The following is a 26,765-nucleotide window of genomic DNA, read 5'->3' as shown; positions in this document are numbered from 1 at the left end:
CGGCGCCGGGGTCACGCACGGGTGGATGTCAGCCGGTGGTGGCCGACGGCGCGGCCGAAGGTGCGGCCGACGCGCTCTTGCAGCTCTCCTGCTGCGCCATGGCCTTGCCGACGTCGCCCTCCTCGAGCGTCCTGAGGGCGTCGTTGCCGCTGGTGCTCAGCTTGTCGAGCGCGGTCGCGATGTCCTTGAGGCCGTCGGCGAACTTCGCCTGGTCCTTGGTGTTGAGGTCGTCGACCTGCTTCTGCAGGGAGGCGTAGGACGCGCCGAGGCTGTTGAGCTCCTTGACGGCGTCCTGCTGCTTCTTCTCGGCGTTCTTGGCGTCCCCGGTGTCCGGCGCGCCGGCCTTCTGCACGGCGGCCCCGATCGCCTTGTAGGCCTCGGCCATGTCCTGGAAGGCCTGGGAGTCCGTCTTCTGGACGTCCTCCGGAGTGCTGTTGTCCGAGGTCTGCTTCTGGATCGCCGTATTGGCGGCCTCGATCTTCTTGGCCTGCGGCTGCACCGCGCTGCAGACCTCCTTGGCCCAGGCGTCCAGCTTCTCGCTGTTGTCGTCACCGCTGCTGCATGCCGACAGCGCCATCGCCAGTACCGCACCGCCGGACAACGCGGCCGCGAGCTTCTTGTTCACCGGATCGGTCCCTTCCATGGCTCCTCGGCCCCGGAACATACACGGCATCTGGAGGACATCCACAGATGGGGTGTCCGTTAAGTGATGCATTAAAGCCATTTGCACCAAGTGAGAGAAGGCTCACGAGGAGGGCGTGAACACACAGAACGGGCGGGGGGCGCGGCCGTACGCGCCCCCCGCCCGCCCCTTGAGCAGGCGTCCCGTATGACCGCCTACGAAACCACCGCGGGATCGGCCGACTTGACCGACCTCTTGGCACCCTCGTCGTCCCCTACGGCGATCCCGCGCCGCTTGGAGACGTAGACGGCGCCGACGATCACGAGGAACGAGAGGACGGCGATGGTGATCCGTACGCCGATGCTCTTGTCCTCGCCGTAGCTGAACTTGATGACCGCCGGCGCGATGAGCAGCGCCACGAGGTTCATCACCTTCAGCAGGGGGTTGATCGCGGGACCGGCGGTGTCCTTGAAGGGGTCGCCGACGGTGTCACCGATCACCGTCGCGGCGTGGGCCTCGCTGCCCTTGCCGCCGTGGTGACCGTCCTCGACGAGCTTCTTGGCGTTGTCCCAGGCGCCGCCGGAGTTGGCGAGGAACACCGCCATGAGCGTGCCGGCCCCGATCGCGCCCGCCAGGAACGAGCCCAGGGCCCCGACACCGAGCGTGAACCCGATGAAGATGGGCGCCAGCACCGCGAGCAGTCCGGGCGTGGTGAGCTCCCGCAAGGCGTCCCTGGTGCAGATGTCGACGACCTTGCCGTACTCCGGCTTCTCGCTGTAGTCCATGATCCCGGGATGCTCGCGGAACTGCCGCCGCACCTCGTAGACCACGGAGCCCGCCGACCGCGACACGGCGTTGATCGCGAGCCCCGAGAAGAGGAAGACGACCGCCGCGCCCGCGATGAGACCGACGAGGTTGTTGGGCTGCGAGATGTCCATCATCAGGCTCATGGGCGCACCCTCGCCGGACAGCTTCTCGCCGACGTCCTGCGCGCCGGTCGTGATCGCGTCACGGTAGGACCCGAAGAGCGCCGACGCCGCCAGGACGGCGGTGGCGATGGCGATGCCCTTGGTGATGGCCTTGGTGGTGTTGCCGACCGCGTCCAGGTCGGTGAGCACCTGCGCGCCCGCGCCCTCGACGTCACCCGACATCTCGGCGATGCCCTGCGCGTTGTCGGAGACCGGCCCGAAGGTGTCCATGGCGACGATCACACCGACCGTGGTGAGCAGACCGGTGCCGGCCAGTGCCACCGCGAACAGCGCCAGCATGATCGACGTACCGCCGAGCAGGAAGGCCCCGTAGACGCCGAGGCCGATCAACAGGGCGGTGTAGACGGCCGATTCGAGACCGATCGAGATACCGGCGAGGACGACGGTGGCCGGGCCGGTGAGCGAGGACTTCCCGATGTCCCGGACGGGACGCCGGGTGGTCTCGGTGAAGTAGCCGGTCAGCTGCTGGATGACGGCGGCGAGCACGATGCCGATCGCCACCGCGACGAGGGCGAGGACCCGCGGGTCGCCGTCCTTGCCGAGGATGCCGCTGTCGGTGACGCCCTCGCCCCTGAAGTCGGCGTACGACGACGGCAGATAGACGAAGACGGCGACCGCCACCAGTACGAGCGAGATCACCGCGGAGATGAAGAACCCGCGGTTGATCGCGGACATCCCGCTGCGGTCGGAACTGCGCGGGGCGACCGCGAAGATGCCGATCATCGCGGTGATCACACCGATCGCGGGCACGATCAGCGGGAAGGCGAGCCCGGCGTCGCCGAAGGCCGCCGAACCGAGGATCAGCGCGGCGACCAGGGTCACGGCGTACGACTCGAAGAGGTCGGCCGCCATGCCCGCGCAGTCGCCGACGTTGTCGCCCACGTTGTCGGCGATGGTCGCGGCATTGCGCGGGTCGTCCTCCGGAATGCCCTGCTCGACCTTGCCGACCAGGTCGGCGCCGACGTCGGCGGCCTTGGTGAAGATGCCGCCGCCGACACGCATGAACATGGCGATCAGCGCGGCCCCGAGGCCGAAGCCCTCGAGCACCTTCGGTGCGTCGGCCGCGTACACCAGCACGACACAGGAGGCGCCCAGCAGACCGAGCCCCACCGTGAACATGCCGACGACGCCGCCCGTGCGGAAAGCGATCTTCATTGCCTTGTGCGAGACGGCGGTGAGATCCTTTTCCGGCTCACCTTCCGCAGGGGTCGCTTCCCGTGCCGCCGCGGCGACGCGCACATTGCTGCGCACGGCGAGCCACATGCCGATATAGCCGGTGGCCGCCGAGAACGCCGCGCCGATCAAGAAGAACACGGATCGACCGGCGCGCTGATTCCAGTCGTCCGCGGGCAGCAGCATGAGCAGGAAGAACACGACCACGGCGAAAACGCCGAGCGTGCGCATCTGCCGGGCCAGATAGGCGTTCGCACCTTCCTGGATCGCTTTCGCGATCTCTTTCATGCTGTCGGTGCCCTCGCCCGCCGCGAGCACCTGGCGTACCAGGATGCCCGCGACCACGAGCGCGGCCAGTGCGACGGCGGCGATCACCCAGATGATGATCCGGTTGTCGTCGGTCAGGACCGCGGCTGCGAGGGAAGTGGGATGGTCCAACTGATGAGGGGTAGAAAGCCCCGCCATTCGTCCTCCTTGACGCCTGTGCTGAGCTCAAGATGTGGACGGATTGTAGGTAGCGGAACCTGATCAAAACAGTGCGCGGTAAACGGAATTAGCCTTCACACGCTCTTCAGCAAATGATCGAGTCACCACACAGAACCCGAACGAGCTAATGCCCCAAAGGCATTGACGCTTGATCGAATTATCGGGCGATTGATCGTGAATTCTTTCACGAATTCGGAGAAAAGAAGAAAGGGCCCTGCTGAGCAGGGCCCTCGAGGTCTTCTACGACGGTGAGATCAGGGAAGCGTCGCGGCCGGCGGAGTGGTCGGCCAAGTCATACGGATCGACCCGCCGTGCTCCCCTGCGGTGACCTCCACGTCGTCCACGAGGCCGCTGATGACCGCGAGGCCCATCTCGTCCTCATCGGTCTCCACGTCCACGTCCTCGGCGGCCCCGCCGGGCGCCCGGTCACCCGGGGCCGAGCGCGGCGCCTCGTCGCCCACCTCGATGGAGAACTGCTTCTCCTCCTCGATGAGCAGCACCTTCACCGGTTCGGTGATGCCGCTGTTGTGGTGCAGTCCGACGGCACGGGAGCAGGCCTCGCCGACGGCGAGCCTGACCTCGTCGAGAACGGCCTCGTCCACCCCGGCCCTGCGCGCCACCGCCGCCGCCACCAGACGGGCGGTGCGGACGTGCTCGGGCAGCGCGCTGAAGCGGAGTTCAACGGTGGCCATGCATCCCCCTCGGAACTACGGGCGTGCTGTCGGGGGACCGGGCTGCCGAAAGCCGGGACCCCCATGTACTACTGCCGTCCCGGGAGCGGTCCTTTTTCCGCGCCCCGGGCCGGTGGTTCAGTCGGTGGCCGCCACCGCTTCGTCGACCGAGGTGTGGATCGGGAACACCTTGGTCAGACCGGTGATGCGGAAGATCTTGAGAATGCGCTCCTGGTTGCAGACCAGGCGCAGCGAGCCCTCATGGGCACGCACCCGCTTCAGTCCGCCGACCAGTACGCCGAGCCCGGTGGAGTCGAGGAAGTCCACGCCCTCCATGTCGACGACGAGGTGGAAACTCCCGTCGTTCACCAGCTCGACCAGCTGCTCGCGCAGCTTGGGCGCGGTATATACGTCGATTTCGCCACCGACCTCGACGACCGTGCGATCGCCGACGGTACGGGTCGACAGGGACAGGTCCACGGATCCTCCAGCACCTTGCTACTCGAGCGGTCGTCCCGCGGGACACCTCGGCTTGAAGCCCCCAGGACGGTTCGCCAGCCGCGATGGCATTCAATCACTTACGGCAGGCGTGCACGACGCCTTGGTCCCATTGTCCGTCACGCCAGTGACACACTCGGTGCCGATGGCCAAGAATCACCGAACCGATCGACCCTCGGCGGAACCCGTCTCCCGGCCGGAACCGGGCACGGTCCTGCACCGGCTCGCCTCCGGGCCGAGTCGGGCTGCGCGCATCACTCATACGGAGCACTTGCCCCCGCGCGAGGGTCGCCATGCCGTCTGGCCTGACCGGATTCGTTCGGAGGTCATCGCCGCGGTGCAGGCCGCCGGTGTCGAACACCCCTGGGCCCACCAGGCACAGGCGGCCGAGCACGCCCTCGACGGCGAGTCGGTGGTGGTCGCGACCGGCACCGCCTCCGGCAAGTCCCTGGCCTACCTCACGCCCGTCCTGACGGCCCTCCTGGACGGCTCGGAGGCCCCGAACGGCCGCGGGGCCACGGCGCTGTACCTCGCTCCCACGAAGGCGCTGGCGGCGGACCAGTGGCGTTCTGTGAAGGAACTTTCACAACCGCTGGGCAATTCAGTTCGACCCGCGGTCTACGACGGTGACACCCCGTTCGAGGAACGCGAGTGGATCCGCCAGTACGCCAACTACGTGCTGACCAACCCGGACATGCTGCACCGCGGCATCCTCCCGTCCCACCCCCGCTGGTCCTCCTTCCTGAAGTCGCTCAAGTACGTCGTCATCGACGAGGTCCACACCTACCGCGGCGTCTTCGGCTCCCACGTCGCCCAGGTGCTGCGCCGGCTGCGCCGTCTCTGCGCCCGCTACGGCGCCTCTCCCGTCTTCCTGCTGGCCTCCGCGACCGCCGCCGAGCCCTCGGTCGCCGCCCGCCGCCTCACCGGCCTCCCGGTGGTCGAGGTGGCCGACGACGCCTCGCCGCGCGGTGAACTGGTGTTCGCCCTCTGGGAGCCCCCGCTCACCGAGATGCAGGGCGAGAAGGGCGCCCCGGTCCGCCGTACCGCCACCGCCGAAACGGCCGACCTGCTCACGGATCTGACCGTGCAGGGCGTCCGCTCGGTCGCCTTCGTACGCTCCCGGCGCGGCGCCGAGCTCATCGCGGTCATCGCCCAGGAGCGGCTGGCCGAGATCGACCGCTCCCTGGCCCGACGCGTGGCGGCCTACCGCGGCGGCTATCTCCCCGAGGAGCGCCGCGCCCTGGAACAGGCCCTCCACTCGGGAGAGTTGCTGGGCCTGGCCGCGACGACCGCGCTCGAACTCGGCATCGACGTCTCCGGCCTGGACGCCGTGATCATCGCCGGTTACCCCGGCACGCGCGCGTCCCTGTGGCAGCAGGCCGGCCGCGCGGGCCGTTCCGGTCAGGGCGCCCTCGCCGTCCTGGTCGCCCGCGACGACCCCCTGGACACCTTCCTCGTCCACCACCCCGAGGCCCTGTTCGACCAGCCGGTGGAGTCGACGGTTCTGGACCCCGACAACCCGTACGTCCTGGCACCGCACTTGTGCGCGGCGGCCGCGGAAATGCCGCTGACCGAGGACGACTTGGCGCTGTTCGGCCCGGAGACCGCGGCCCTGCTGCCGCAGTTGGAGGCCGCGAAACTCCTGCGTCGCCGTACGAAGGCCTGGCACTGGACCCGCCGGGAACGGGCCGCCGACCTCACCGACATCCGCGGCGGGGGCGGCAACCCGGTCCAGATCGTGGAGTCCGGCACGGGCCGCCTCCTGGGCACGGTCGACGCGGGCGCCGCGCACACGACCGTCCACGAGGGCGCGGTCCACCTCCACCAGGGCCGCACCTACCTCGTCCGGTCCCTGGACCTGGAGGACTCGGTCGCCCTGGTCGAGGAGGCGAACCCGACGTACTCGACGGTGGCCCGCGACACGACGGCCGTCTCCGTCCTGGAGACGGATGTCGAAGTCCCCTGGGGCGAGGGCCGGTTGTGCTACGGCTCGGTCGAGGTCACCAACCAGGTCGTGTCCTTCCTCCGCAGACGTCTCATCACCGGCGAGGTCCTCGGCGAGACCAAACTCGACCTCCCTCCTCGTACGCTCCGCACACGCGCGGTGTGGTGGACGGTCACCGAGGACCAGTTGGACGAGGCCCGCATCAACCCGGAGATCCTCGGCGGCGCCCTGCACGCCGCGGAACACGCCTCGATCGGCATGCTGCCGCTGTTCGCGACGTGCGACCGCTGGGACATCGGCGGCGTCTCGATCCCGCTGCACCCCGACACCTTGCTCCCCACGGTCTTCGTCTACGACGGCCACCCCGGCGGCGCGGGATTCGCCGAGCGGGCCTTCCACACCGCCCGCGCCTGGCTCACCGCCACCCGCCAGGCCATCGCCGCCTGCGAGTGCGACGCCGGCTGCCCGTCCTGCATCCAGTCCCCCAAATGCGGCAACGGGAACGATCCGCTGCACAAGAGGGGGGCTGTGCGGTTGCTCACGGTGCTGTTGCGGGGGGCGCCGGAGGAGAAGCCCGGGGCGGCGGGGGAGCCGCCGGAACCGGCTCGACAGGATCCGGTGCCGGAGGGGGCGGCTCAGCCGGTCCCGAAGGAGGCAGCTCCGCAGGTGACGACGGCTCCGCCGATACCGGAAGGGACAGGTCCGCCGGTCCCGCCCGTGCCCTGACCTCCGCCGCGAACGGCCCCCGGCCCGCCGTCGCCGTCACGTCCGAGGTCTCGCCCACGATCACGCACCGCACGAGCCGGGCGCCCTGGGCCCGGGCCACCCGCTCCGCCCGGGCGCAGGCCCCCTCGCCGCCCTCCGCCCAGTGGTCCGCCGCCGCGAGCGCGGCGAGATCCGCGCCCCCGGCCGCCCGGTGCCGGACCACGACGGCCTGCCCCAGGGCGAGCACGACCCCGAACACCACGCACAGCACGGCGATCGCACCGACGCTCCAGACGGTGGCGGAGCCGCGGTCGCGGGCGGGGCCCCGTCGCCGCGCGAGCCCCTCCGCCCAGGTCACCGGCCACGAGGCAGACCTCCGGCACCGCGGGAAGCCCCTTCTCATGGGCCCGCTCCCTCCACCGACGCCACCGCCTCCTCCCGCACGTCGAAGGGCAGCCGTCCCAGCATCGGCGGCCTCGCCACGACCACCACCCGGACCTGCTCCTCCTCCCGGCTGACCGTGACCCGCGCACCGCGCGGCGCCGCCTCGCGGGCCACCTCGACGACCGCGTCGGCCGGGTCCTGCCGCGCCGCCGCCCGGGCCCCCGTACGCGCCGCGTCCACGCACTGGATCTGCGCGGCCACCACGAGCAGCCCCCACACCAGCGCCGTCGCGAACATCACCAACACGGGCAGGACCACGGCCGACTCCGCCGTCACGAACCCCCGGTCCGCGCGACCTCGTTCACATCCGCGCATCGAGTGCCTGCTTCACGATGCCCTGCAGCTCCGCGCTGACCGCTCCGCTGGTCACCACCTTGTAGAGGACGGCCGCGAACGCCACCGCCGCGATGATCCCCATCGCGTACTCGGACGTGACCATCCCCGCATCCCGCCGCGCCGCACGCGCCCCGCACACCAGGGCACGCATCCGTGCCCGCACCGCCTTGTACATCTCAACCCCCGTACAGGTCGCTTCTGTTGACTGCTGTCGCTCGATCACTTGCCGTCGTTCCGGGCCCGCCCCGTCATCGACCACCCCCTCCCAGCACCCCGTCGGCCAGGCCGATCACCACGGGCAGCACACCGACCGCGATGAACGCGGGCAGGAAGCACAGCCCCACCGGCGCGGTCACCATGACCGCCGCCCGCCGGGCCCGTGCCGTCGCGGTGCGCGCCCACTCGGCGCGGGCCTCCGCCGCGAGCCGTGCGACCGGTACGGCAGCCGGGAGCCCGGACACATCGGCCCGTTCCAGCAACCGCGCCAGCGGACCGGCACCCGGCATCGACGCCAGCCGACGCCAGGCCTCCCCCGGCGGGCCTCCCAGCCGTACCTCCGCCGCGCCCCGCGCGAGCCCTTCCCCGACCGGCCCGCCCAGCGCCTCGCCCACCGCCCGTGCCGCGATCACCGGACCCGCGCCGGCCGCGATACAGGCCGCCAGCAGATCGGCGGCGAGCGGGAGTTGCCGTGCCGCCTCTGCCACGTCGTACGCCTCCCCCGTGTCCTCGGCGCCCTGTCGGCCCCGCCACCACCACAGCCCCACCGCGACGACCAGCCCCACCACGACACCGGCGGCCCCGCCGACCAGCACCCACCCGCCGGCCACCGCGCCCAGCGAGGGCAACCAGCGCCGCACGACCTTCCGCGCCTCCCCCCGAGGCCCGACCGGCACTGTCTCCCGGGCCACCAGCCGGGTCAGCCGCCGCCGAAGCCTCCGCTCCCGCCGCGTCCCCTCCGCCCACCGGGCGAGCCACGCGAGCACCGTCACGGCTCCCGCGATCACCCCCAGCCTGTGGACAACGTCCGCACTCACCGCGCCCGCCTTTCCGAGCCCCACGCCGATTCCGCCCTCACACCGCTTCCGCTCCCCGCACGATCCGCGCCGCCCACCACATCCCCGCCCCCTCCAGCAGGCCGCCGATCACCAGGCAGCCCAGGCCGGGCCCGGTGTGCAGCAGGACGTGCAGCGGGTCGGAGCCGAGGGCCGTGCCGAGGAGCAGTCCGAGGGCGGGGAGCCCGGCGAGCATCACCGTCGTGGAGCGGGCGCCCGCCAACTGCGCACGCAGGTCGGCGCGTTGGTCCCGCTCCGCGCGCAACGCCGCTTCGAGCCGTTCGAGTCCGGCCGCGAGCCCCGCCCCCCGGTCCACCGCGACCCGCCAGCACGCCGCGAGGCCCAGCAGCCCCTCGGCACCCGGCTGCCGTGCGGCGCCCGCGAGCGCACCCGGCACGTCCCCGCCGAACCGCGCGGCCGCCAGCACCGCCGGCTGCGCCTCGCCCAGCCCCTCGCAGTCGCGCGCGGCACACAACAGGGCCTCACCCGGCTGCCGTCCGGCCCGCACCTCTCCGGCGAGCGCCCCGCACAAGGCGATGACCGCGTCCCCTCGGCGATCCCGGGCCCGCCGCGCCTCGCGCGCCAACCGCAGCCGCCGCAGCAACGGCACCCCGGCCACCCCCACGACCAGCGGCAGCACCGAGGCCCCCAGCACGGCCGGCACCAGTCCGGCCGCCACCGACCACCACTCGCTCCCCAGCCGCCGTACTCCACCGGCCAGGCGCCGCCAGACCGGCGGCCCGGTCCCGACCGCCCCACCGGCCCCCGCGAGCAGCAACTCCGCCCGCCGCGCCCCGGAGCGCCACCCGGCCGACAGCCAGACCGCCGCTCCGGCACACACCAGCGCCGCCCCCGTCGACACCTCACTCATCGCCACGCCCCCTGTCGGCCCCCGCGGTGCCGAGCAGCCCCCGCAGCCGCTCCCACCCCCGCTCGTACACGAACGCCTCCGCGCCCCACCGCAGCGCCGGCACCGTCCGCACCAGCCCCGACGGATCCCGCTCCAGCACATGCACCTCGGCGATCCGGCGCCGCCCGTTCCGGTCGCGGGCGAGGTGCAGGACGACGGAGAGCGCGGCCGCCAACTGGCTGTGGAGCGCGGCCCGGTCGAGCCCGGCCGCCGTGCCGAGCGCCTCGAGGCGGGCCGGGACATCGGCCGCCGCGTTGGCATGGACCGTTCCGCAGCCGCCCTCATGGCCCGTGTTCAACGCGGCCAGCAGATGCACCACTTCAGGCCCGCGCACCTCGCCCACCACCAGCCGGTCCGGGCGCATCCGCAGTGCCTGCCGCACCAGGTCCTCGAGCGAGACCAGGCCCGCGCCCTCCTGGTTGGCGGGTCTGCTCTCCAGGCGTACGACGTGCGGGTGGTCCGGCCGCAGTTCCGCGGAGTCCTCGGCCAGCACGATCCGTTCGCCCGGCCCGACGAGCCCCAACAGGGCGCTCAGCAGCGTTGTCTTGCCACTGCCGGTCCCACCGCTGATCAGGAACGACAGCCGTGCTTCGATCAGCGCCCGCAGTACCCGGTCCCCGTCCGGCGGCACGGTGCCCGCCGCCATCAGCTCGTCGAGGGTGAACGCGCGCGGCCGTACGACCCGCAGCGACAGACAGGTGCAGCCGACGGCCACCGGCGGCAGCACCGCGTGCAGCCGCGTCCCGTCGGGCAGCCGGGCGTCGGCCCAGGGCCGCGCGTCGTCCAGCCGACGTCCGGCCACCGCGGCCAGGCGCTGCGCGAGCCGTCGTACGGCGGCGGCGTCGGGGAAGGCGACCGTGGTGAGTTCGAGTCCGCCGCCCCGGTCCACCCAGACCCGGTCCGGTGCCGACACCAGCACATCGGTCACCCGGGGGTCGGCGAGCAGCGGTTCCAGCGGGCCGCTGCCGACCAGCTCCGAGCGCAACCGCTCGGCCGCCCCGAGGACTTCGGCGTCACCGAGCACCCGCCCCTGTTCCCGCAGCGCCTGTGCCACCCGCGCGGGCGTCGGTTCTGCCCCGCTCTCGGCGAGCCACTGCCGTACGCCGTCGAGCAGGCGCGGGGACATGTCCGCCCCACCCGACCGCCCCACCGGGGGCGCCGCACCGGCCGTGGCCACACGCGAGCCCTCGGCCCGCCCGGGGCCGAACGACGCCCGGCCCCTCTCGTCGGAGTAGGTACTCATGCCGCCTCCACCAACGCCCGCTCCCAGAACTCCTTGCAGAACCGCGCCAGCGGCCCCCGTCCGGCTCCCGGCGGTGTCCTGCTCTCGTGGGGCCGCAGCAGCCCCGCCTCCAGGGGCACCTCGCCCACCAGCGGCAGTCCGAGTAGTCGCGCCACCTCCCGGTCGTCGAGCCCGGGCGCGTGGGGCCCGCGGACCGCCACGCGCAGATCGCGTACGACCATCCCGACGGCGGAGGCCACCCGTCCGGCCGCCGCGACGGCGCGGAGTTCGGCGGGGACCACGAGGATGCCGAGGTCGAGCTGGGCGAGGGTCTCGGCGATGCCGTCGTCGACGCGGCGCGGCAGATCGACGACGACCGTGCCGCCCCGGCGGCGGGCCGCGCCGAGCACCGCGCGGACGGCCTGCGGAGGGACGGCGACGCAGTCGCCGCGGTCCCAGCTGAGGACCCGCAGGGAGTGCAGCTGAGGCAGCGACTCCTCCAGGGCACCGCCGCCGACCCGGCCGCGCGAGGCCACGAACGCGGGCCAGCGCAGCCCCTCGGCGGTCTCGCCGCCGAGGAGTACGTCGAGTCCGCCGCCCAGCGGATCGGCGTCCACGAGCAGGGTCCGCAGTCCCTCCCGCGCGGAGGTGACGGCGAGCGCGCACGCGAGCGTGGATGCCCCGGACCCGCCTCGGCCGCCGATGACGCCGACGGTGAGGGCGGGCCGGCCGACTCCCTCGGCGACGTCGGCGATCCGGTCGACCAGCCACTGCTCCCCGTCGGGCAGCATCAGGACGTGGTCGGCGCCGATCTCGACGGCCCGGCGCCAGACGCCGGAGTCGTCCTGGTCCCGTCCGACGAGGACCACTCCGCCTCTGCGGGCGGCTCCGCGCACGCGCCGCGCGGCGTCGTCGCCCACCAGGACGAGCGGTGCGGCCTCCCAGCGCCCTCTCGGTTCCGGCACCCCCGGGTGCACCTCGGGTGTGGCGCCGGCCGCCGCGCACAGGCGCAGCAGGTCGTCGAGGAGCACCGGGTCCTCGGTGACGATCAACGGTCCGCCCTGTCGCCCTCCGGCGGTGGGCGGCGGATCGTGTGTGACGGCTGCGGCCACGTTATTCATCCCCCTTCGCTGCATCTCGCGAGAGCCTCCAGGGCCCCGCGATTCCCAAACGTGTGAAGAACCGGCGACCGGCCTTCATATGAACGGCCGATACGAACCGGCCAAACGCGGCCGACTAACCGGAACCAGCCATCGAGTCGGTGTCGGCGGGCCGCGCTGGAATCACGGTGCAGCGATGCCGGAAATCTTGTGGATCTTGGTCGATAACTGTGGACAACTCAGTCGTTGTGAATATCGCCGTCACCCATACCGATGCTCCCCGCACTGCCATGTGTGCGACTTCCGCAGCGCAGTGCGACGACTACGCACGGTGACGGATCATGGGCATGCGAAAGAGGCGGCCGCAGCCGCCTCGACACGGCCGTAGAGCCGTACAGGGACACAGAAAGAGGGGAGAAAACGCACCCGGACGTGCGACGACCCCCACCGGGGGGGAGAGTGGGGGTCGTCTCCACGGCCGACTCGGGGGGGGAGGAGCCGGGCCGGGTTAGCACGGTCGCGAACGATCCGTGACTTCCATGGTGTACCCGAGAGCCTTCTCAGGCAAACCCACGCGCCCCACCTTACGCCGAATGGGCTGCGCCTATGCTCAGGGTCGTGGAAAACCACTCCTTGCCCCGCACAGCGGCCTTCTTTGACCTGGACAAGACGGTCATTGCGAAGTCGAGCACGCTCACCTTCAGCAAGTCGTTCTACCAAGGCGGACTGATCAACCGCAGGGCCGCCTTGCGTACCGCGTATGCCCAGTTCGTCTTCCTCGTGGGCGGTATGGACCACGACCAGATGGAACGGACCCGCGAGTACCTCTCGGCACTCGTGCGCGGCTGGAACGTCCAACAGGTGAAGGAGATCGTGGCCGAGACCCTTCACGACCTGATCGACCCGATCATCTACGACGAGGCCGCCTCCCTCATCGAGGAGCACCACACCGCCGGCCGCGACGTCGTGATCGTGTCCACGTCGGGCGCGGAGGTGGTCGAGCCGATCGGTGAACTGCTCGGCGCGGACCGGGTGGTGGCGACCCGGATGGTCGTGGGCGAGGACGGCTGCTTCACCGGCGAGGTGGAGTACTACGCGTACGGCCCGACCAAGGCCGAGGCGATCAAGGAGCTGGCCGAGTCCGAGGGGTACGACCTGGAGCGCTGTTACGCCTACAGCGACTCGGCGACCGATCTGCCGATGCTCCAGTCCGTCGGCCACCCCCATGCCGTGAACCCGGACCGCACGCTGCGCCGCGAGGCACTCGCGCGCGGGTGGCCGATTCTCGATTTCCACCGGCCGGTCCGGCTCAAGCAGCGGCTCCCCGCGTTCTCCGCGCCGTCCCGTCCGGCGCTCGTCGCGGCGGCGGCCATAGGAGCGGCCGCGGCCACCGCGGGCCTCGTCTGGTACGCCAGTCGGCGCCGGTCGACGGTTCTCTGACGTGCCGGGTGCCCTTTTGGTGACTGTTTGAGAGTAAAAGTAAAGAACTGCAGCCAGGACTTCCGCTTGCCCGGGTCCTGGAGTACAAAGGAGTCAACGGCCCGCGAGACCAAGGACATCCGAAAGGATCACCTTAATAACGCATTTGGCCCCACGGACCGCGCATGAGAATTGGGCACCCACGCGACGTCGACCCGTCGATTACGGGCCAGCCGCACCAGGTGACGGGCAAAGTCCCGACCTGATGGGCAATATTTCGAGGACGCTTGGTAACCCGGTGAACATGCCAGCGGCGGTACGAGTCCTCGTACCGCCGCAACCCTGTTCAGGCCCTCCTTCGGGAGGGCCTTTTCCGTCACCTCGGTTACGCCGCTCCGCGCTGCAGCGCCTCGCACACCGCCGTCGACTCGCGCGCCCCGAGCACGACCGCCTTGCCGCAGTGCGCGATCCAGGCGGCCATGCCGTCCGGAGTTCCGGAGACATAGCCGTCGAGCGCCGCCAGATAGGCGGCCCGGCCCAGCTCGGCGTGGCCGACCTCCGCCGGGCAGATGGACTTCGGGTCGAGACCGCTGCCGATCAGGACGATGCGTTCGGCCGCGCGCGCCACGAGAGCGTTGTGGGAGGTGAAGGGCCGCAGGGCGAGGATCTCGCCGTGCACGACGGCCGCCGTCACCAGGGCCGGAGCGGAACCGCCCGCGATGATCAGCTCGGACAGGCCCTCCAGCCGGCCGTGCACCTCCGCCGCACCGGGCGCCGCGAGCTCGATCAGCGGCTCGTCGACCGGCTCGCCCGCCTGCCGCGGGCGCCCGACCTCGTCGCCGTTGGTCGCGGCCGCCACCAGGTGCAGGCGGGCCAGGACGCGCAGGGGCGACTGCCGCCAGATGGAGAGCAGTTGGCCCGCCTCGGCGGTCAGCCTCAGCGCCGCGCCCACGACGCGTGCCTCGTCGTCGCCGCTGAAGTCGGAGCGGCGGCGCACCTCTTCGAGGGCCCAGTCGGCACCGGACAGCGCCGCGGAACCGCGAGCGCCGCGCAGGGCCGCCTCGGAGGTGATCGCGGTGCTGCGGCGCCGCATGATCCGGTGCCCGTAGACCCGGTCCACGGCCTTGCGCACGGACTCCACGGAGTCGGCCACGCCGGGCAGTGAGCCCAGGGCGGCGAGCGGATCGGCGGTCGCGCCTGTCGTACTCATGAGTACGACATTACGCAACCGCGGCGCACACCCCACGAAGGAGTGGTCTTCTTCACGCACGCCTGACACGTACAGCTATCACGCCACTACGCTTCGTGAACATGAAAATTGCTTTCGTCGGGAAGGGCGGCAGTGGCAAGACCACGCTGTCGTCCCTGTTCATCCGCCATCTCGCCACCACCGGCGCACCCGTCGTCGCCGTCGACGCCGACATCAACCAGCACCTGGGCGCCGCCCTCGGTCTCGACGAGCCGACGGCCGCGGCACTGCCCGCGATGGGTGAGCGGCTGCCGCTGATCAAGGACTACCTGCGCGGCGCCAACCCGCGCATCGCCTCCACGGAGACGATGATCAAGACGACCCCGCCGGGCGAGGGCTCACGACTGCTGCGGGTGCGCGAGGACAATCCGGTGTACGACGCCTGCGCCCGGCCGGTGGAACTCGACGGCGGCAGCGTCCGTTTGATGGTCACCGGCCCCTTCACGGACGCCGACCTGGGGGTCGCCTGCTACCACTCCAAGACGGGAGCGGTGGAGCTGTGCCTGAACCACCTGGTGGACGGACGTGACGAGTACGTCGTGGTGGACATGACCGCGGGCTCGGACTCCTTCGCCTCCGGCATGTTCACCCGCTTCGACATCACGTTCCTCGTCGCCGAGCCGACCCGGAAGGGGGTCTCCGTCTATCGCCAGTACAAGGAGTACGCCCGCGACTTCGGCGTCGTCCTGAAGGTCGTCGGCAACAAGGTGCAGGGGCAGGACGATCTCGACTTCCTCCGCGCCGAGGTCGGGGACGACCTGCTGGTCACGGTCGGGCACTCGGACTGGGTGCGTGCCATGGAGAAGGGCCGGCCGCCCCGGTTCGAGCTCCTGGAGGACGTCAACCGCGGCTCCCTGCGCCGGCTGCAGAGCGCGGTCGACGCCACGTACGGCCTGCGGGACTGGGAGGGCTACACACGCCAGATGGTGCACTTCCACCTGAAGAACGCCCAGTCCTGGGGCAACGAGCGCACCGGGGCCGACCTGGCGGCGCAGGTCGACCCCGGTTTCGTACTGAGCGAGAGCGTCGTGGTGGACGCCTGACGGCTCACCGCCCCGGGCTCACCACTCGTGACTCAGCGCCTGGGGCTCACGGCTTGGCCGCCGGCGCTCCGGGCACCCCCTTCGGAGCCGGGGCGGGGCGGCCCGAGAGGAAGGACGCCCAGCTCTGCTTCGGGGCCTCGCCGACACCGAGGGTCCGCATCTTGGTCAGGGCCTGCGGGTCCTGGGCGTCCAGCCAGTCGGCGAGCTGGCGGAAGGAGACACAGCGCACGTCGGGCTTGTTGCAGACCTGCTCGATGGTCTCCTCGATGGCACGCATGTAGGTGCCGCCGTTCCAGGACTCGAAGTGGTTGCCGATGATCAGGGGCGCGCGGTTGCCGTCGTAGGCCCGGTGGAAGCCCTTGAGCAGGCTGTCACGCATCTGGTCGCCCCAGAACTCGTGTTTGTTCGGGTCGCCGTACATCGTGCCCGACTGGTTCACGGCGAAGTTGTAGTCCATGGTGAGCTGCTCGAAGGAGTGCCCGGAGAACGGCACCAGCTGCATCGAGAGGTCCCACAGACCTTCCTTCTTCTGGGGCCAGAGCTGGTCGTTGACGCCGCTGGTGTCGTAGCGGAAGCCCAGTTCACGGGCGGCCTTCATGAAGTTCTTCTGGCCCTCCAGGCAGGGCGTGCGGGCGCCGATGAGCTCCTTGTCGTAGTCGAAGGGCAGCGGGCTCGCGTTCCTCATGCCGGTGGTGGTCTTCCAGGACTTCACGAACTGCTTCGCCTGGGCGATCTCGTCCTTCCACTCCTCGACGGACCACTGGCCGACCCCGCCGCCGCTGCCGCAGAAGTGGCCGTTGAAGTGGGTGCCGATCTCGCTGCCCTCCAGCCACGCCCCGCGCAGCTGCTTGACGGTCTCGGCGATGCCCTTCTCGTCGTTGAAGCCGATGTCGGAGCGGCCCGGGGAGTGCTGCGGGGGCCGGTAGAGGTCGCGCTTCTCCTCGGGGAGCATGTACACGCCGCTGAGGAAGTAGGTCATCGTCGCGTTGTTCGCCTTGGCGACCTTGCGGAAGTGGGAGAACAGCTTCTGGGAGTCCTCGCCCGCGCCGTCCCAGGAGAACACCACGAACTGCGGCGGCTTCTGACCGGGCTTCATGCGCTCGGGTCTGGGCAGGTGGGGCTGCACCCCGGTGTACGCGGTGGAGCCGTCGCCGATCAGGCGGACCGCGCTCTTGGGCGGCGCCTGGGCCGGCTTCGCCTTCTGCGGGCCGGCGGCCCCTTTCTCGGCACCGTCGCCGAGCGCGCAACCGGCGAGCGACGCGGCACAGAGCGCGGCGACCACGGCGCCCGCGGCGATCCTCTGGGTGGCGGCCATGTTCCGCCCACCTACTTCCTTCTCTCGGGGCCAACGACAGCGCCGTCAAGCTCGCACGAGGTCCGGAATGAATTAGTACGACAAGCCGATGAAATATCCGCATCACTCTGATGAGTGACTTATTGCGCCATTTGCCAGAAAAGTCTATGCCTGGCCTTTACTCTGAATTACGATTCGTTTACCCAGCGTTGATGCATCCCGCCGCTGTACGCCGTGACCCACGGCCGCGACCCGACCCCCCGCCCTGGCGGGGGACCACCTGTTCCGCGACCGCGCTGCCCCGGAGGAGACGGGAACCATGTCCGCCTGCGTCCCCACCCGCGCCACCGACCCGAGTCGGACCAAGCGCATCCACCGACCCCACAGCCCACCGCCGTCCGGGCCCCGCCGCTTCCGTGTCGCGGGCGCCGACGTGTCGGCCTCGATCGCGGTCTTCCTGATCGCCCTGCCCCTGTCCCTCGGCATCGCCCTGGCCACCGGCGCGCCCCTCCAGGCAGGCCTCGTCGCCGCCGCCGTGGGAGGACTCGTCGCCGGCCGGCTCGGCGGTGCCCCGCTCCAGGTGAGCGGTCCCGCGGCCGGGCTCACGGTCGTCACCGCCGACCTGATCCACCGCTACGGCTGGCGTACGACCTGTGCCATCACGGTTCTCGCGGGCCTCGCCCAACTGGGCCTGGGCTGCCTGCGCGTGGCGCGCAGCGCGCTCGCCGTCAGCCCCGCCATCGTGCACGGCATGCTCGCCGGTATCGGCGTCACCATCGCCGTCGCCCAGCTGCACATCGTCCTCGGCGGCACTCCGCAGAGCTCCGTCCTGGCCAACCTCCAGTCCCTGCCCGCCCAGTTGGCCCAGGTACGTCCCGCGGCCGTGTCGGTGAGCGCGCTGACCCTGGCCCTGCTGCTGCTCTGGCCCCGCATCCCCGGCCGGGCCGGCCGTCTGCTGCGCAGGATCCCGGCAGCGCTCGTCGCCGTCGCCGGGGCCAGCGCGGCCGCCGCGCTCGCCGGGCTGACGCTGCCCAGGGTCGACCTGCCCTCGTGGAGCAGCCACGCCCTGGCCGGGCTCCCCGAAGGTCCCGTGCTCGGTCTGGTCGCCGCCGTGCTGACCACCACGCTGGTGTGCAGCGTGCAGTCGCTGCTCGGCGCGGTCGCCGTGGACAAGATGGCCGCCGGCCGACCCGGACTGACCGCCCGTGTCAGACGCTCCAACCTGGACCGCGAACTGCTGGGCCAGGGCGCCGCCAACATCGTCTCCGGGTCGCTCGGCGGGCTCCCGGTCGCCGGTGTCGCCGTGCGCAGTGCGGCGAATGTGCACGCGGGTGCCGTGAGCCGGAACTCCACGATGCTGCACGGCGTTCTCGTAGTGATCGCCGCGCTGCTGATGGTCCCGGTGCTCGAGCTCATCCCGCTCGCCTCGCTCGCCGCCCTGGTGATGGCCGTCGGCATCCAGATGGTGTCCCTGCACCACATCCGCACGGTGACCCGCCACCGAGAAGTCCTCGTCTACGCCGTCACCACCGTCGGCGTGGTGTTCCTCGGCGTCCTGGAGGGCGTCGTGCTCGGCATCGCCGTGGCCGTCGCCGTCGCCCTGCACCGCCTCGCCCGCACCCGCATCACCCACGACGAGCAGGACGGAGTCCATCACGTACACGTGCGAGGACAGTTGACGTTCCTCGCCGTGCCCCGCCTCAGCCGGGCCCTGCATCTCGTGCCCCAGGGCGCGCGGGTCGTCGTCGAGCTGGACGGATCCTTCATGGACCACGCGGCGTTCGAGGCATTGCAGGACTGGCAGAACACGTACATCGCGCAGGGCGGCACCGTCGAGCTGACCGGCCGTCGCGCCGGGGTCCGGATCGCCGAGCCGGGGGACGTCCCCGACGCTCACACCGCACTCGGGATCGGGAGCGGAAACGGCGTCGGGGCCGGCACCGGGTACACCGACCGCGCCGCCTCGGCGGGTTGCCGCTGCCGCCCCTGGACGCCCTGGCGCAACCACCAGTGCGAGGACCCGCGGTCCACACCCCCGCCCGGCGGGCACCCGAGCGACTCCGGCGGCCTCGCCAAGGCCGACGGGACCGGTCCGTCCAGTCCCAGCGGACATGAACTGGCGCGCGGCATCAGCGCGTTCCAGCGCAACACCGCTCCCCTGGTGCGGGGCGAGCTGGCCCGGCTGGCCCGTGAAGGGCAGCGCCCGGCGCAGCTCTTCCTCACCTGCGCCGACTCACGGCTGGTCACGTCGATGATCACCTCCAGTGGTCCGGGCGACCTGTTCGTGGTCCGCAATGTGGGCAACCTGGTGCCGATGCCCGGCGAGGAGAGCGGTGACGACTCGGTGGCGGCCGCGATCGAGTACGCGGTGGACGTGCTGAAGGTGCGGTCCATCACGGTCTGCGGTCACTCGGGGTGCGGAGCCATGCAGGCGCTGCTCAACTCCGAGCCCGGGGGCGCCCGGACGCCGCTCAAGCGGTGGCTGCGGCACGGGCTGCCGAGCCTGGAGCGCATGGCCGACGACAGCCGTCCATGGGCCCGGCTCGCCGGACGGGCGCCCGCGGACGCGGTCGAGCAGCTGTCCCTCACCAACGTGATCCAGCAGCTGGAGCATCTGAGCGCGCACGAGTCGGTGGCGCGGGCGCTGCGGAAGCGGGAGTTGGAGCTGCACGGGATGTACTTCCACGTGGGCGAGGCACAGGCGTATCTGCTCACCGGGGTGAGCGGGGACGAGCTGTTCGACCATGTGGAGGCGGCGGATCTGTCGGCGTGACGACGGGACGGGCGGCCCCGGTTCCGGTGGCCGCCCGTCCCGTACGGTGTCATCGCCCGACGGACGAGGGGGAGGCCGTCACCTCCAGGAAGTCCTTGGTGGTCTCCGTCCGCACGCAGGGCTCGATCGTGCCCTTGACCGCGTAGAAGGCCACGGCCCACGTCTTCCCGTGGGTGATCTCGTGGTTCTCGAAGGCCACGGAGTCGCCACGACGGAGCGTGATCCTCCACGCCTCCCCGGGGTGGACCGGCTTGCCCTCCGGGAGCTGTTCACCGCGAGGCCGCCCGCACACGTGGTGGGCGTCGAGGTTCTGGATGTCCACGTGGATACCGCTCGGGCGGAGCCGCTCGGCGAGTTCGCGCTGGGACTCGACCGTCGGCTCAAGGTCCTTGAGGGTGAGGGTGACACTGCCGTCGCCGTTGTGCTCCACCGCGTACGCCGGTGAGTCGGCCGGCGAGCCCGGCACCAGCACCACCGCGAGCGCGGCGACCGCACAGGCCGCGGCGGCCAGGGCGAGCCGACGGCCCGTGAACACGCGGGGCCGCGCGGCGGGCACCGGGAAGTCGGCCTCCCGTCGCTCGATCTCACCCTGCAGCTCGGCGAGCAGCCGGTCCTCGAACGTCGTCTTCATCGTCATGCCTCTCCCCCGGTGACACAGGACAGCGATGTCCCTCGCAGATCCGCACCCGCCGCATCCGCCGCCGCGCGCAGCGACTTGCGTGCCCGGTGCAGCCGTACCCGTGCCGCGACCTGGCTGATTCCCAGCGCGGCGGCGGCCTCCGCGACCGTGAGCTGGTCGACCGCGACCAGTTCCAGGACGGCTCGCTCCCCCGCGGGGAGCCGTTCCAGAGCGGCGAGGGCACGGCGGCCCGGGCTCTGTGCGTCGAGCTTGTCCTCGAGCCGGGCGATGTCGTCGGGCTCCAGGAGCCGGCGGCCCGAGACACGGCGGTCGCGTGCGGTCTCGCGGGCCACGCGCCGGTGCTCCGAGGAGACGAGGTTGCGGGCGATGCCGTAGAGCCATGCCGTCTCGCTGCCCCGGCCGGGACGGTAGGTGTGAGCGGAGTCCAGGACCGCCAGGAAGATCTCGGCCGTCAGGTCGGCCACGGTGTGCGGATCCGCGACACGCCGGGCCACGAAAGATGTCATGGCGTCCACATGGCGCCGGTAGAACTCCTCGAAGAGCTCAGGGTCGCGGGCCGCCGCCTGCGGTCCGCCCCGTATCCCTTCCACTCGGTCTCCCCTCACGTCGGTGACTCGTCGGTGGCGCTTCACCCGTACTTGGGCGGGAGTGTGAAAGGCGTTACAAGCACTGAACTCTGCCTGGTCGGCGTCCGTGGGTACGAATGAACCCGGGCCGCCGACCTCGATGCACGCAAAGGTCTAAACCAATTTTCCATCGGCCCTTGTCAGCGCACCCTCCGGTCTGATGAGCTGTGGCCTGGGACACAACGGACACCCTGGGAAAGGGAGATGTCGTGAGCAACGAAAGCCTGGCCAACCTGCTCAAGGAAGAGCGCAGGTTCGCGCCGCCCGCAGACCTGGCAGCGAACGCCAATGTCACGGCGGAGGCGTACGAACAGGCCAAGGCTGACAGGCTCGGCTTCTGGGCCGCACAGGCCCGTCGGCTGACCTGGGCCAAGGAGCCGACCAAGACGCTGGACTGGTCGAACCCGCCGTTCGCCAAGTGGTTCGAGGACGGCGAGCTCAACGTCGCGTACAACTGCGTCGACCGGCACGTGGAGGCGGGGAACGGCGACCGGGTCGCCATCCACTTCGAGGGCGAGCCCGGCGACAGCCGCGCGATCACCTACGCCGAGCTGAAGGACGAGGTCTCCAAGGCCGCGAACGCCCTGCTGGAGCTCGGGGTCCAGAAGGGCGACCGGGTCGCCGTCTACATGCCGATGATCCCGGAGACGGCCGTCGCGATGCTGGCCTGCGCCCGCATCGGCGCCGCGCACTCCGTCGTCTTCGGCGGCTTCTCCGCGGACGCGCTCGCCACGCGTATCCAGGACGCCGACGCCAAGGTCGTCATCACCTCCGACGGCGGCTACCGCCGCGGCAAGCCGTCCGCGCTCAAGCCGGCCGTCGACGAGGCCGCCGACAAGGCGGGCAATGTCGAACACGTGCTCGTGGTCCGCCGTACCGGCCAGGACGTCGCCTGGAACGACAGCCGTGACGTCTGGTGGCACGAGATCGTCGACCGGCAGTCCGCCGAGCACGCCCCCGAGGCCTTCGGCGCCGAGCAGCCGCTCTTCATCCTCTACACGTCGGGCACGACGGGTAAGCCGAAGGGCATCCTGCACACCTCCGGCGGCTACCTCACCCAGACCGCGTACACCCACCACGCCGTCTTCGACCTCAAGCCGGAGACCGACGTCTACTGGTGCACGGCCGACGTCGGCTGGGTCACCGGGCACTCGTACATCGTCTACGGGCCGCTCGCCAACGGCGCCACCCAGGTCATGTACGAGGGCACCCCGGACACCCCGCACCAGGGCCGCTTCTGGGAGATCGTGCAGAAGTACGGGGTCACCATCCTGTACACGGCGCCCACCGCCATCCGTACGTTCATGAAGTGGGGCGACGACATCCCCGCGAAGTTCGACCTGTCGTCGTTGCGCGTCCTCGGTTCCGTGGGTGAGCCCATCAACCCCGAGGCGTGGATCTGGTACCGCAAGCACATCGGTGCCGACCGGACGCCGATCGTCGACACGTGGTGGCAGACCGAGACCGGCGCGATGATGATCTCGCCGCTGCCCGGTGTCACCGAGACCAAGCCGGGCTCCGCACAGACCCCGCTGCCCGGCATCTCCGCGACCGTCGTCGACGACGAGGCCGGCGAGGTTCCGAACGGCGGGGGCGGCTACCTCGTCCTCACCGAGCCGTGGCCGTCGATGCTGCGCACCATCTGGGGCGACGACCAGCGGTTCCTCGACACGTACTGGTCGCGCTTCGAGGGCAAGTACTTCGCCGGTGACGGGGCGAAGAAGGACGAGGACGGGGACATCTGGCTCCTCGGGCGCGTGGACGACGTCATGCTCGTCTCCGGCCACAACATCTCCACGACGGAGGTGGAGTCGGCGCTCGTCTCCCACCCGTCGGTCGCCGAGGCCGCCGTCGTCGGCGCCGCCGACGAGACCACCGGTCAGGCCATCGTCGCCTTCGTGATCCTGCGCGGTACGGCGAACGCCGAGGACGAGGGCCTCGTCAACGACCTGCGCAACCACGTCGGCGCCACCCTCGGCCCGATCGCCAAGCCCAAGCGGGTCCTCCCGGTGGCCGAGCTGCCCAAGACCCGCTCCGGCAAGATCATGCGCCGCCTGCTGCGGGATGTCGCCGAGAACCGCCAGCTGGGAGACGTCACCACCCTGACCGACTCCACGGTCATGGACCTCATCCAGGCGAAGCTGCCGGCCGCGCCCAGCGAGGACTGAGCCACCGAGCCCGCCAGAGGGGGGCGCCCGGCGCAGGAAGACGCGCCGGGCGCCCCCTTTTAGGTAAACTAAGAAAAACAAGCGTGACCCCACAGGTGTGCCGGGAAGTCTGGTCGGCGAGCAGCTTCGCCCTACCCACCGACCGGAGGTCTCCCGATGGCCGCGCCCCGCACCACCCCCACCCGTAAGGTCCTCGGACGGCTCTCCCTGCCGGAACGGACCTTCGTGGCGGACGCGCTGCGCACCGAGACCGTCGGCGGTGTCCTGCTCCTCGTCGCCGCGGTCGCCGCGCTGATCTGGGTGAACGTCCCCGCGCTGCACGACAGCTACGAGAGCGTCAGCCACTTCCACCTCGGCCCCGAAGCGCTCGGCCTGAACCTCTCGATCGAGCACTGGGCGGCCGACGGACTCCTCGCGATCTTCTTCTTCGTGGCCGGCATCGAACTCAAGCGCGAGCTGGTCGCCGGTGACCTCAAGGACCCCAGGGCGGCGGCGCTGCCGGTCGTCGCGGCCCTGTGCGGCATGGCCGTACCGGCCCTCGTCTACGTCCTGACCAACCTCACCGGCGGCGGCTCCCTCGACGGCTGGGCGGTCCCGACCGCGACCGACATCGCCTTCGCACTCGCCGTGCTCGCGGTCATCGGCACCTCTCTCCCCAGCTCGCTGCGCGCCTTCCTGCTCACTCTCGCCGTCGTCGACGACCTCTTCGCGATCCTGATCATCGCGGTGTTCTTCACCGCGGACATCGACTTCGCCGCCCTGGGCGGCGCGGTGGTGGGCCTGGCCGTCTTCTGGCTGCTGCTGCGCAAGGGCGTACGCGGCTGGTACGTGTACGTGCCGCTCGCGCTCGTCATCTGGGGCCTGATGTACAACAGCGGCGTCCACGCCACCATCGCGGGCGTCGCGATGGGCCTGATGCTGCGCTGCACACCTCGGGAGGGCGAGGAGCACTCTCCCGGCGGGCACATCGAGCATCTCGTACGTCCGCTCTCGGCGGGGTTGGCCGTACCGCTGTTCGCACTGTTCAGCGCCGGTGTCTCCGTGTCCGGCGGGGCGCTCGGCGATGTGTTCACCAAGCCCGAGACGCTCGGTGTGGTCCTCGGTCTCGTCGTCGGCAAGGCGCTCGGCATCTTCGGCGGGACCTGGCTGACGGCACGCTTCACCCGCGCCTCGCTCAGCGACGACCTGGAGTGGGCGGACGTCTTCGCGGTCGCCGCCCTGGCCGGCATCGGCTTCACGGTGTCGCTGCTCATCGGGGAGCTGGCCTTCGACGGGGACGCGACGCTCACGGACGAGATCAAGGCGGCCGTACTGATGGGCTCGCTCATCGCGGCCACCTTCGCCACCGTGCTGCTGAAGATCCGGAACGCCAAGTACCGCCGGATGGTCGAGGCCGAGGAGCGCGACGACGACCTCGACGGCATCCCGGACATCTACGAGGAGGACGACCCGGCGTACCACCTGCGCATGGCCGCGATCCACGAGAGCAAGGCCGCCGAGCACCGCAGGATCGCCGAACTCAAGGCAGCCGAGCGAACAGGGCTTGCCGAAGTGACGGGCGGGGCAGGCGAGGAGGACGACCGTCGGGCATGATCTGACGGGACGGTACAAAAGACTTTCCGGCCCAAGACTTCCCAGTCGGGCACACGGCAGATTCAGGGAGAACGCGATGAGCGCACCCGACGGCGGCCCGGTCGGCGCCGAACGCAGCATCGGCCAGCTGTTCGCCTCGGCGACGACCGAGATGTCCGCGCTGGTGCACGACGAGATCGCGCTGGCCAAGGCGCAGCTCAAGCGGGACGTGAAGCGCGGCGCGACGAGCGGCGGCGCGTTCATGGTGGCCGGCGGGGTGCTGGTGTTCTCGCTGCCGATGCTGAACTTCGCCCTGGCGTACGGCATCCGCACCTGGAGCGACTGGAACCTGGCGGTCTGCTTCCTGCTGTCCTTCGCGGCGAACGTGCTCGTCGCGGGCCTGCTGGCGCTGATCGGCGTGGTCTTCGCGAAGAAGGCGAAGCAGAGCGGCGGCGCGCAGAAGACCGCCGCGTCGATGAAGGAGTCGGCGAGCGTCCTGCAGAACGCCAAGCCGCATCCGCGGCCGGAGCTGACGCAGGACCGTGTCCCGGAGGCCATCGAAGCTGTGGCACGCTCGTCGTCATGACGGACCCCGCCACACCTGCCTCAGTAGTACGACCGGACGGCCCCTGGACCCATCGCGAGGTCGCCGCCAACGGCGCCCGCTTCCACATGGCCGAGATGGGCGACGGCCCGCTGGTCCTGCTGCTGCACGGCTTCCCGCAGTTCTGGTGGACGTGGCGGCACCAGCTGCCCGCGCTCGCCGACGCCGGGTTCCGGGCCGTCGCCATGGACCTCAGGGGCGTCGGCGGCAGCGACCGCACCCCGCGCGGCTACGACCCGGCCAACCTCGCCCTCGACATCACCGGCGTGATCCGCTCCCTGGGCGAGCCGGACGCCGCGCTGGTCGGCCATGACCTGGGCGGCTATCTGGCGTGGACGGCGGCGGCGATGCGTCCGAAGCTCGTACGGCGGCTCGCGGTGGCCTCGATGCCCCATCCGCGCCGCTGGCGCTCGGCGATGCTCTCGGACGTCAAGCAGACACGCGCCGGTTCCTACATCTGGGGGTTCCAGCGCCCCTGGGTCCCGGAGCGGCAGCTCACCGCGGACGACGGCGCGCTGGTCGCCCGGTTGCTGCGGGACTGGTCGGGCCCTGTCCTGCCGGACGACGACGCGGTGGAGACGTACCGCCGCGCGATGTGCATCCCGTCGACGGCGCACTGCTCGATCGAGCCGTACCGCTGGATGGTGCGCTCCCTGGCCCGCCCCGACGGCATCCAGTTCAACCGCCGTATGAAGCGGCCGGTGCGGGTACCGACGCTGCATCTGCACGGCTCGCTGGACCCGGTGCTGCGGACGCGGAGCGCGGCCGGGTCCGGCGAGTACGTCGAAGCGCCGTACCGCTGGCGGCTGTTCGACGGACTCGGGCACTTTCCTCATGAGGAAGACCCTGTCGCCTTCTCGACCGAGCTGATCAACTGGCTGAAGGATCCCGAGCCCGATCGGTGACCGTGTGGACGCGCCCGGTATCCGGATCTGAACACCTGTCCGACGAACAGCCACTTGCCCGGCGCATAGGCCAATTGGGGGCCCTGGGGGCGGTTATCGACCTTGGGGCAGGGGCACACGTCGGGGTATGGGCTGGACGCACGACTACAGTGACGCAGCACGCAATCGCCGCTCGGGCCATGGTCTGAGCCCCCACCAGCGAGGAGGGGCCCCGCAGATGCAGGTCACGGATCTCCGGGTGGGCATTCCGCACATTCTGCGCCGCCGGGCCCGCTGGGTCTCGGTACGGCTGCGTCACCCTCGAGGCTGACGCACCCCA

At 71.0% G+C, this 26,765-nt stretch carries 23 protein-coding genes and 1 pseudogene; 9 read left to right on the top strand and 15 right to left on the bottom strand.

Annotated elements, in window-relative coordinates; all coding sequences use genetic code 11:
• Positions 1–28: 28 nt before the first annotated feature.
• The 4 genes from ACIOHP_RS06850 to bldG all read right to left on the bottom strand — a co-directional run bounded on the left by ACIOHP_RS06850 (position 29) and on the right by bldG (position 4,421).
• Positions 29–643, bottom strand: coding sequence for a small secreted protein (locus ACIOHP_RS06850; protein ID WP_401883976.1), 615 nt, complete (start codon positions 641–643; stop codon positions 29–31).
• Between the two features lie 194 nt (positions 644–837).
• Positions 838–3,249, bottom strand: a complete 2,412-nt coding sequence (locus ACIOHP_RS06845) for a sodium-translocating pyrophosphatase (protein WP_361552883.1) — start codon at positions 3,247–3,249, stop codon at positions 838–840.
• Positions 3,250–3,524: 275 nt separating this feature from the next.
• Complete coding sequence (locus ACIOHP_RS06840; RefSeq protein WP_401883974.1) at positions 3,525–3,962, bottom strand: ATP-binding protein; 438 nt, start codon at positions 3,960–3,962, stop codon at positions 3,525–3,527.
• A 117-nt stretch (positions 3,963–4,079) separates the two neighbouring features.
• Positions 4,080–4,421 carry an anti-sigma factor antagonist BldG gene (bldG, locus tag ACIOHP_RS06835; RefSeq protein ID WP_005475923.1) on the bottom strand — a complete coding sequence of 114 codons (342 nt, stop codon included), beginning with the start codon at positions 4,419–4,421 and terminating at the stop codon, positions 4,080–4,082.
• Positions 4,422–4,584: 163 nt separating this feature from the next.
• Here bldG and ACIOHP_RS06830 point away from each other — a divergent pair, with 163 nt between their 5' ends.
• On the top strand, positions 4,585–7,110 hold the full coding sequence (locus ACIOHP_RS06830; protein ID WP_401883972.1) for a DEAD/DEAH box helicase: 2,526 nt from the start codon (positions 4,585–4,587) through the stop codon (positions 7,108–7,110).
• A gap of 40 nt (positions 7,111–7,150) precedes the next feature.
• Here the strand turns inward: ACIOHP_RS06830 and ACIOHP_RS06825 are convergent.
• From ACIOHP_RS06825 to ssd, 7 genes and pseudogenes are all read right to left on the bottom strand, one after another.
• A pseudogene (locus tag ACIOHP_RS06825) lies at positions 7,151–7,492 on the bottom strand (Rv3654c family TadE-like protein); the annotation flags it as partial.
• On the bottom strand, positions 7,489–7,848 hold the full coding sequence (locus tag ACIOHP_RS06820) for a TadE family type IV pilus minor pilin (protein ID WP_361552892.1): 360 nt from the start codon (positions 7,846–7,848) through the stop codon (positions 7,489–7,491). The gene ACIOHP_RS06820 and the pseudogene ACIOHP_RS06825, both read right to left, overlap by 4 nt.
• Positions 7,835–8,044, bottom strand: a complete 210-nt coding sequence (locus ACIOHP_RS06815) for a DUF4244 domain-containing protein (protein WP_266899418.1) — start codon at positions 8,042–8,044, stop codon at positions 7,835–7,837. Before ACIOHP_RS06815 ends, ACIOHP_RS06820 begins: the two co-directional genes overlap by 14 nt.
• Positions 8,045–8,117: 73 nt before the next feature.
• Positions 8,118–8,903, bottom strand: coding sequence for a type II secretion system F family protein (locus ACIOHP_RS06810; protein WP_401883970.1), 786 nt, complete (start codon positions 8,901–8,903; stop codon positions 8,118–8,120).
• A gap of 37 nt (positions 8,904–8,940) precedes the next feature.
• Complete coding sequence (locus tag ACIOHP_RS06805; protein ID WP_401883968.1) at positions 8,941–9,792, bottom strand: type II secretion system F family protein; 852 nt, start codon at positions 9,790–9,792, stop codon at positions 8,941–8,943.
• Positions 9,785–10,957: a TadA family conjugal transfer-associated ATPase gene (locus ACIOHP_RS06800; RefSeq protein ID WP_401884141.1), complete on the bottom strand. Its 1,173-nt coding sequence runs from the start codon at positions 10,955–10,957 to the stop codon at positions 9,785–9,787. Before ACIOHP_RS06800 ends, ACIOHP_RS06805 begins: the two co-directional genes overlap by 8 nt.
• Positions 10,958–11,070: 113 nt before the next feature.
• Positions 11,071–12,174 (bottom strand): septum site-determining protein Ssd, encoded by a 1,104-nt coding sequence (gene ssd, locus ACIOHP_RS06795; RefSeq protein ID WP_401883966.1) that lies wholly within the window; start codon positions 12,172–12,174, stop codon positions 11,071–11,073.
• A gap of 585 nt (positions 12,175–12,759) precedes the next feature.
• Between ssd and ACIOHP_RS06790 the strand changes: the two genes are divergently transcribed.
• Complete coding sequence (locus ACIOHP_RS06790) at positions 12,760–13,593, top strand: HAD family hydrolase (protein WP_361484442.1); 834 nt, start codon at positions 12,760–12,762, stop codon at positions 13,591–13,593.
• A gap of 364 nt (positions 13,594–13,957) precedes the next feature.
• On the opposite strand, the gene ACIOHP_RS06785 is transcribed toward ACIOHP_RS06790, so the two are convergent.
• The gene (locus ACIOHP_RS06785; RefSeq protein WP_361552910.1) at positions 13,958–14,782 is read right to left on the bottom strand and encodes an oxidoreductase; all 825 of its coding nucleotides are present in this window, start codon (positions 14,780–14,782) and stop codon (positions 13,958–13,960) included.
• Positions 14,783–14,883: 101 nt separating this feature from the next.
• Here ACIOHP_RS06785 and ACIOHP_RS06780 point away from each other — a divergent pair, with 101 nt between their 5' ends.
• Positions 14,884–15,864: an ATP-binding protein gene (locus ACIOHP_RS06780; RefSeq protein WP_401883963.1), complete on the top strand. Its 981-nt coding sequence runs from the start codon at positions 14,884–14,886 to the stop codon at positions 15,862–15,864.
• Positions 15,865–15,910: 46 nt separating this feature from the next.
• Here the strand turns inward: ACIOHP_RS06780 and ACIOHP_RS06775 are convergent, their stop codons facing one another.
• Positions 15,911–17,179, bottom strand: coding sequence for a hypothetical protein (locus ACIOHP_RS06775; protein WP_401883961.1), 1,269 nt, complete (start codon positions 17,177–17,179; stop codon positions 15,911–15,913).
• A 298-nt stretch (positions 17,180–17,477) separates the two neighbouring features.
• Between ACIOHP_RS06775 and ACIOHP_RS06770 the strand changes: the two genes are divergently transcribed.
• The gene (locus ACIOHP_RS06770) at positions 17,478–19,931 is read left to right on the top strand and encodes a bifunctional SulP family inorganic anion transporter/carbonic anhydrase (RefSeq protein WP_401883959.1); all 2,454 of its coding nucleotides are present in this window, start codon (positions 17,478–17,480) and stop codon (positions 19,929–19,931) included.
• Positions 19,932–19,980: 49 nt separating this feature from the next.
• Here ACIOHP_RS06770 and ACIOHP_RS06765 read toward each other — a convergent pair whose 3' ends face one another.
• Positions 19,981–20,568, bottom strand: a complete 588-nt coding sequence (locus ACIOHP_RS06765) for a hypothetical protein (protein ID WP_401883957.1) — start codon at positions 20,566–20,568, stop codon at positions 19,981–19,983.
• Complete coding sequence (locus ACIOHP_RS06760) at positions 20,565–21,161, bottom strand: RNA polymerase sigma factor (protein ID WP_401883955.1); 597 nt, start codon at positions 21,159–21,161, stop codon at positions 20,565–20,567. Before ACIOHP_RS06760 ends, ACIOHP_RS06765 begins: the two co-directional genes overlap by 4 nt.
• A gap of 245 nt (positions 21,162–21,406) precedes the next feature.
• On the opposite strand from ACIOHP_RS06760, the gene acs reads away from it, so the two are divergent.
• The 5 genes from acs to ACIOHP_RS06735 all read left to right on the top strand — a co-directional run bounded on the left by acs (position 21,407) and on the right by ACIOHP_RS06735 (position 26,756).
• The gene (gene acs, locus ACIOHP_RS06755; protein WP_401883953.1) at positions 21,407–23,365 is read left to right on the top strand and encodes an acetate--CoA ligase; all 1,959 of its coding nucleotides are present in this window, start codon (positions 21,407–21,409) and stop codon (positions 23,363–23,365) included.
• Between the two features lie 156 nt (positions 23,366–23,521).
• Positions 23,522–24,958, top strand: a complete 1,437-nt coding sequence (gene nhaA, locus ACIOHP_RS06750) for a Na+/H+ antiporter NhaA (protein ID WP_401883951.1) — start codon at positions 23,522–23,524, stop codon at positions 24,956–24,958.
• Positions 24,959–25,034: 76 nt separating this feature from the next.
• A complete protein-coding gene (locus ACIOHP_RS06745) occupies positions 25,035–25,523 on the top strand; it encodes a phage holin family protein (RefSeq protein WP_361552934.1) in 489 nt (162 codons plus the stop codon).
• Positions 25,520–26,446 (top strand): alpha/beta fold hydrolase, encoded by a 927-nt coding sequence (locus ACIOHP_RS06740; protein WP_401883949.1) that lies wholly within the window; start codon positions 25,520–25,522, stop codon positions 26,444–26,446. Before ACIOHP_RS06745 ends, ACIOHP_RS06740 begins: the two co-directional genes overlap by 4 nt.
• Positions 26,447–26,573: 127 nt before the next feature.
• Positions 26,574–26,756: a hypothetical protein gene (locus ACIOHP_RS06735; RefSeq protein WP_361552940.1), complete on the top strand. Its 183-nt coding sequence runs from the start codon at positions 26,574–26,576 to the stop codon at positions 26,754–26,756.
• Positions 26,757–26,765: the final 9 nt, after the last annotated feature.

The organism is Streptomyces sp. NPDC087859, assembly GCF_044742595.1.
Taxonomy (GTDB): domain Bacteria; phylum Actinomycetota; class Actinomycetes; order Streptomycetales; family Streptomycetaceae; genus Streptomyces; species Streptomyces canus_F.
The sequence above is the reverse complement of the archived record's forward strand: the minus strand, read 5'-3'. Positions and strand labels throughout refer to the sequence as shown.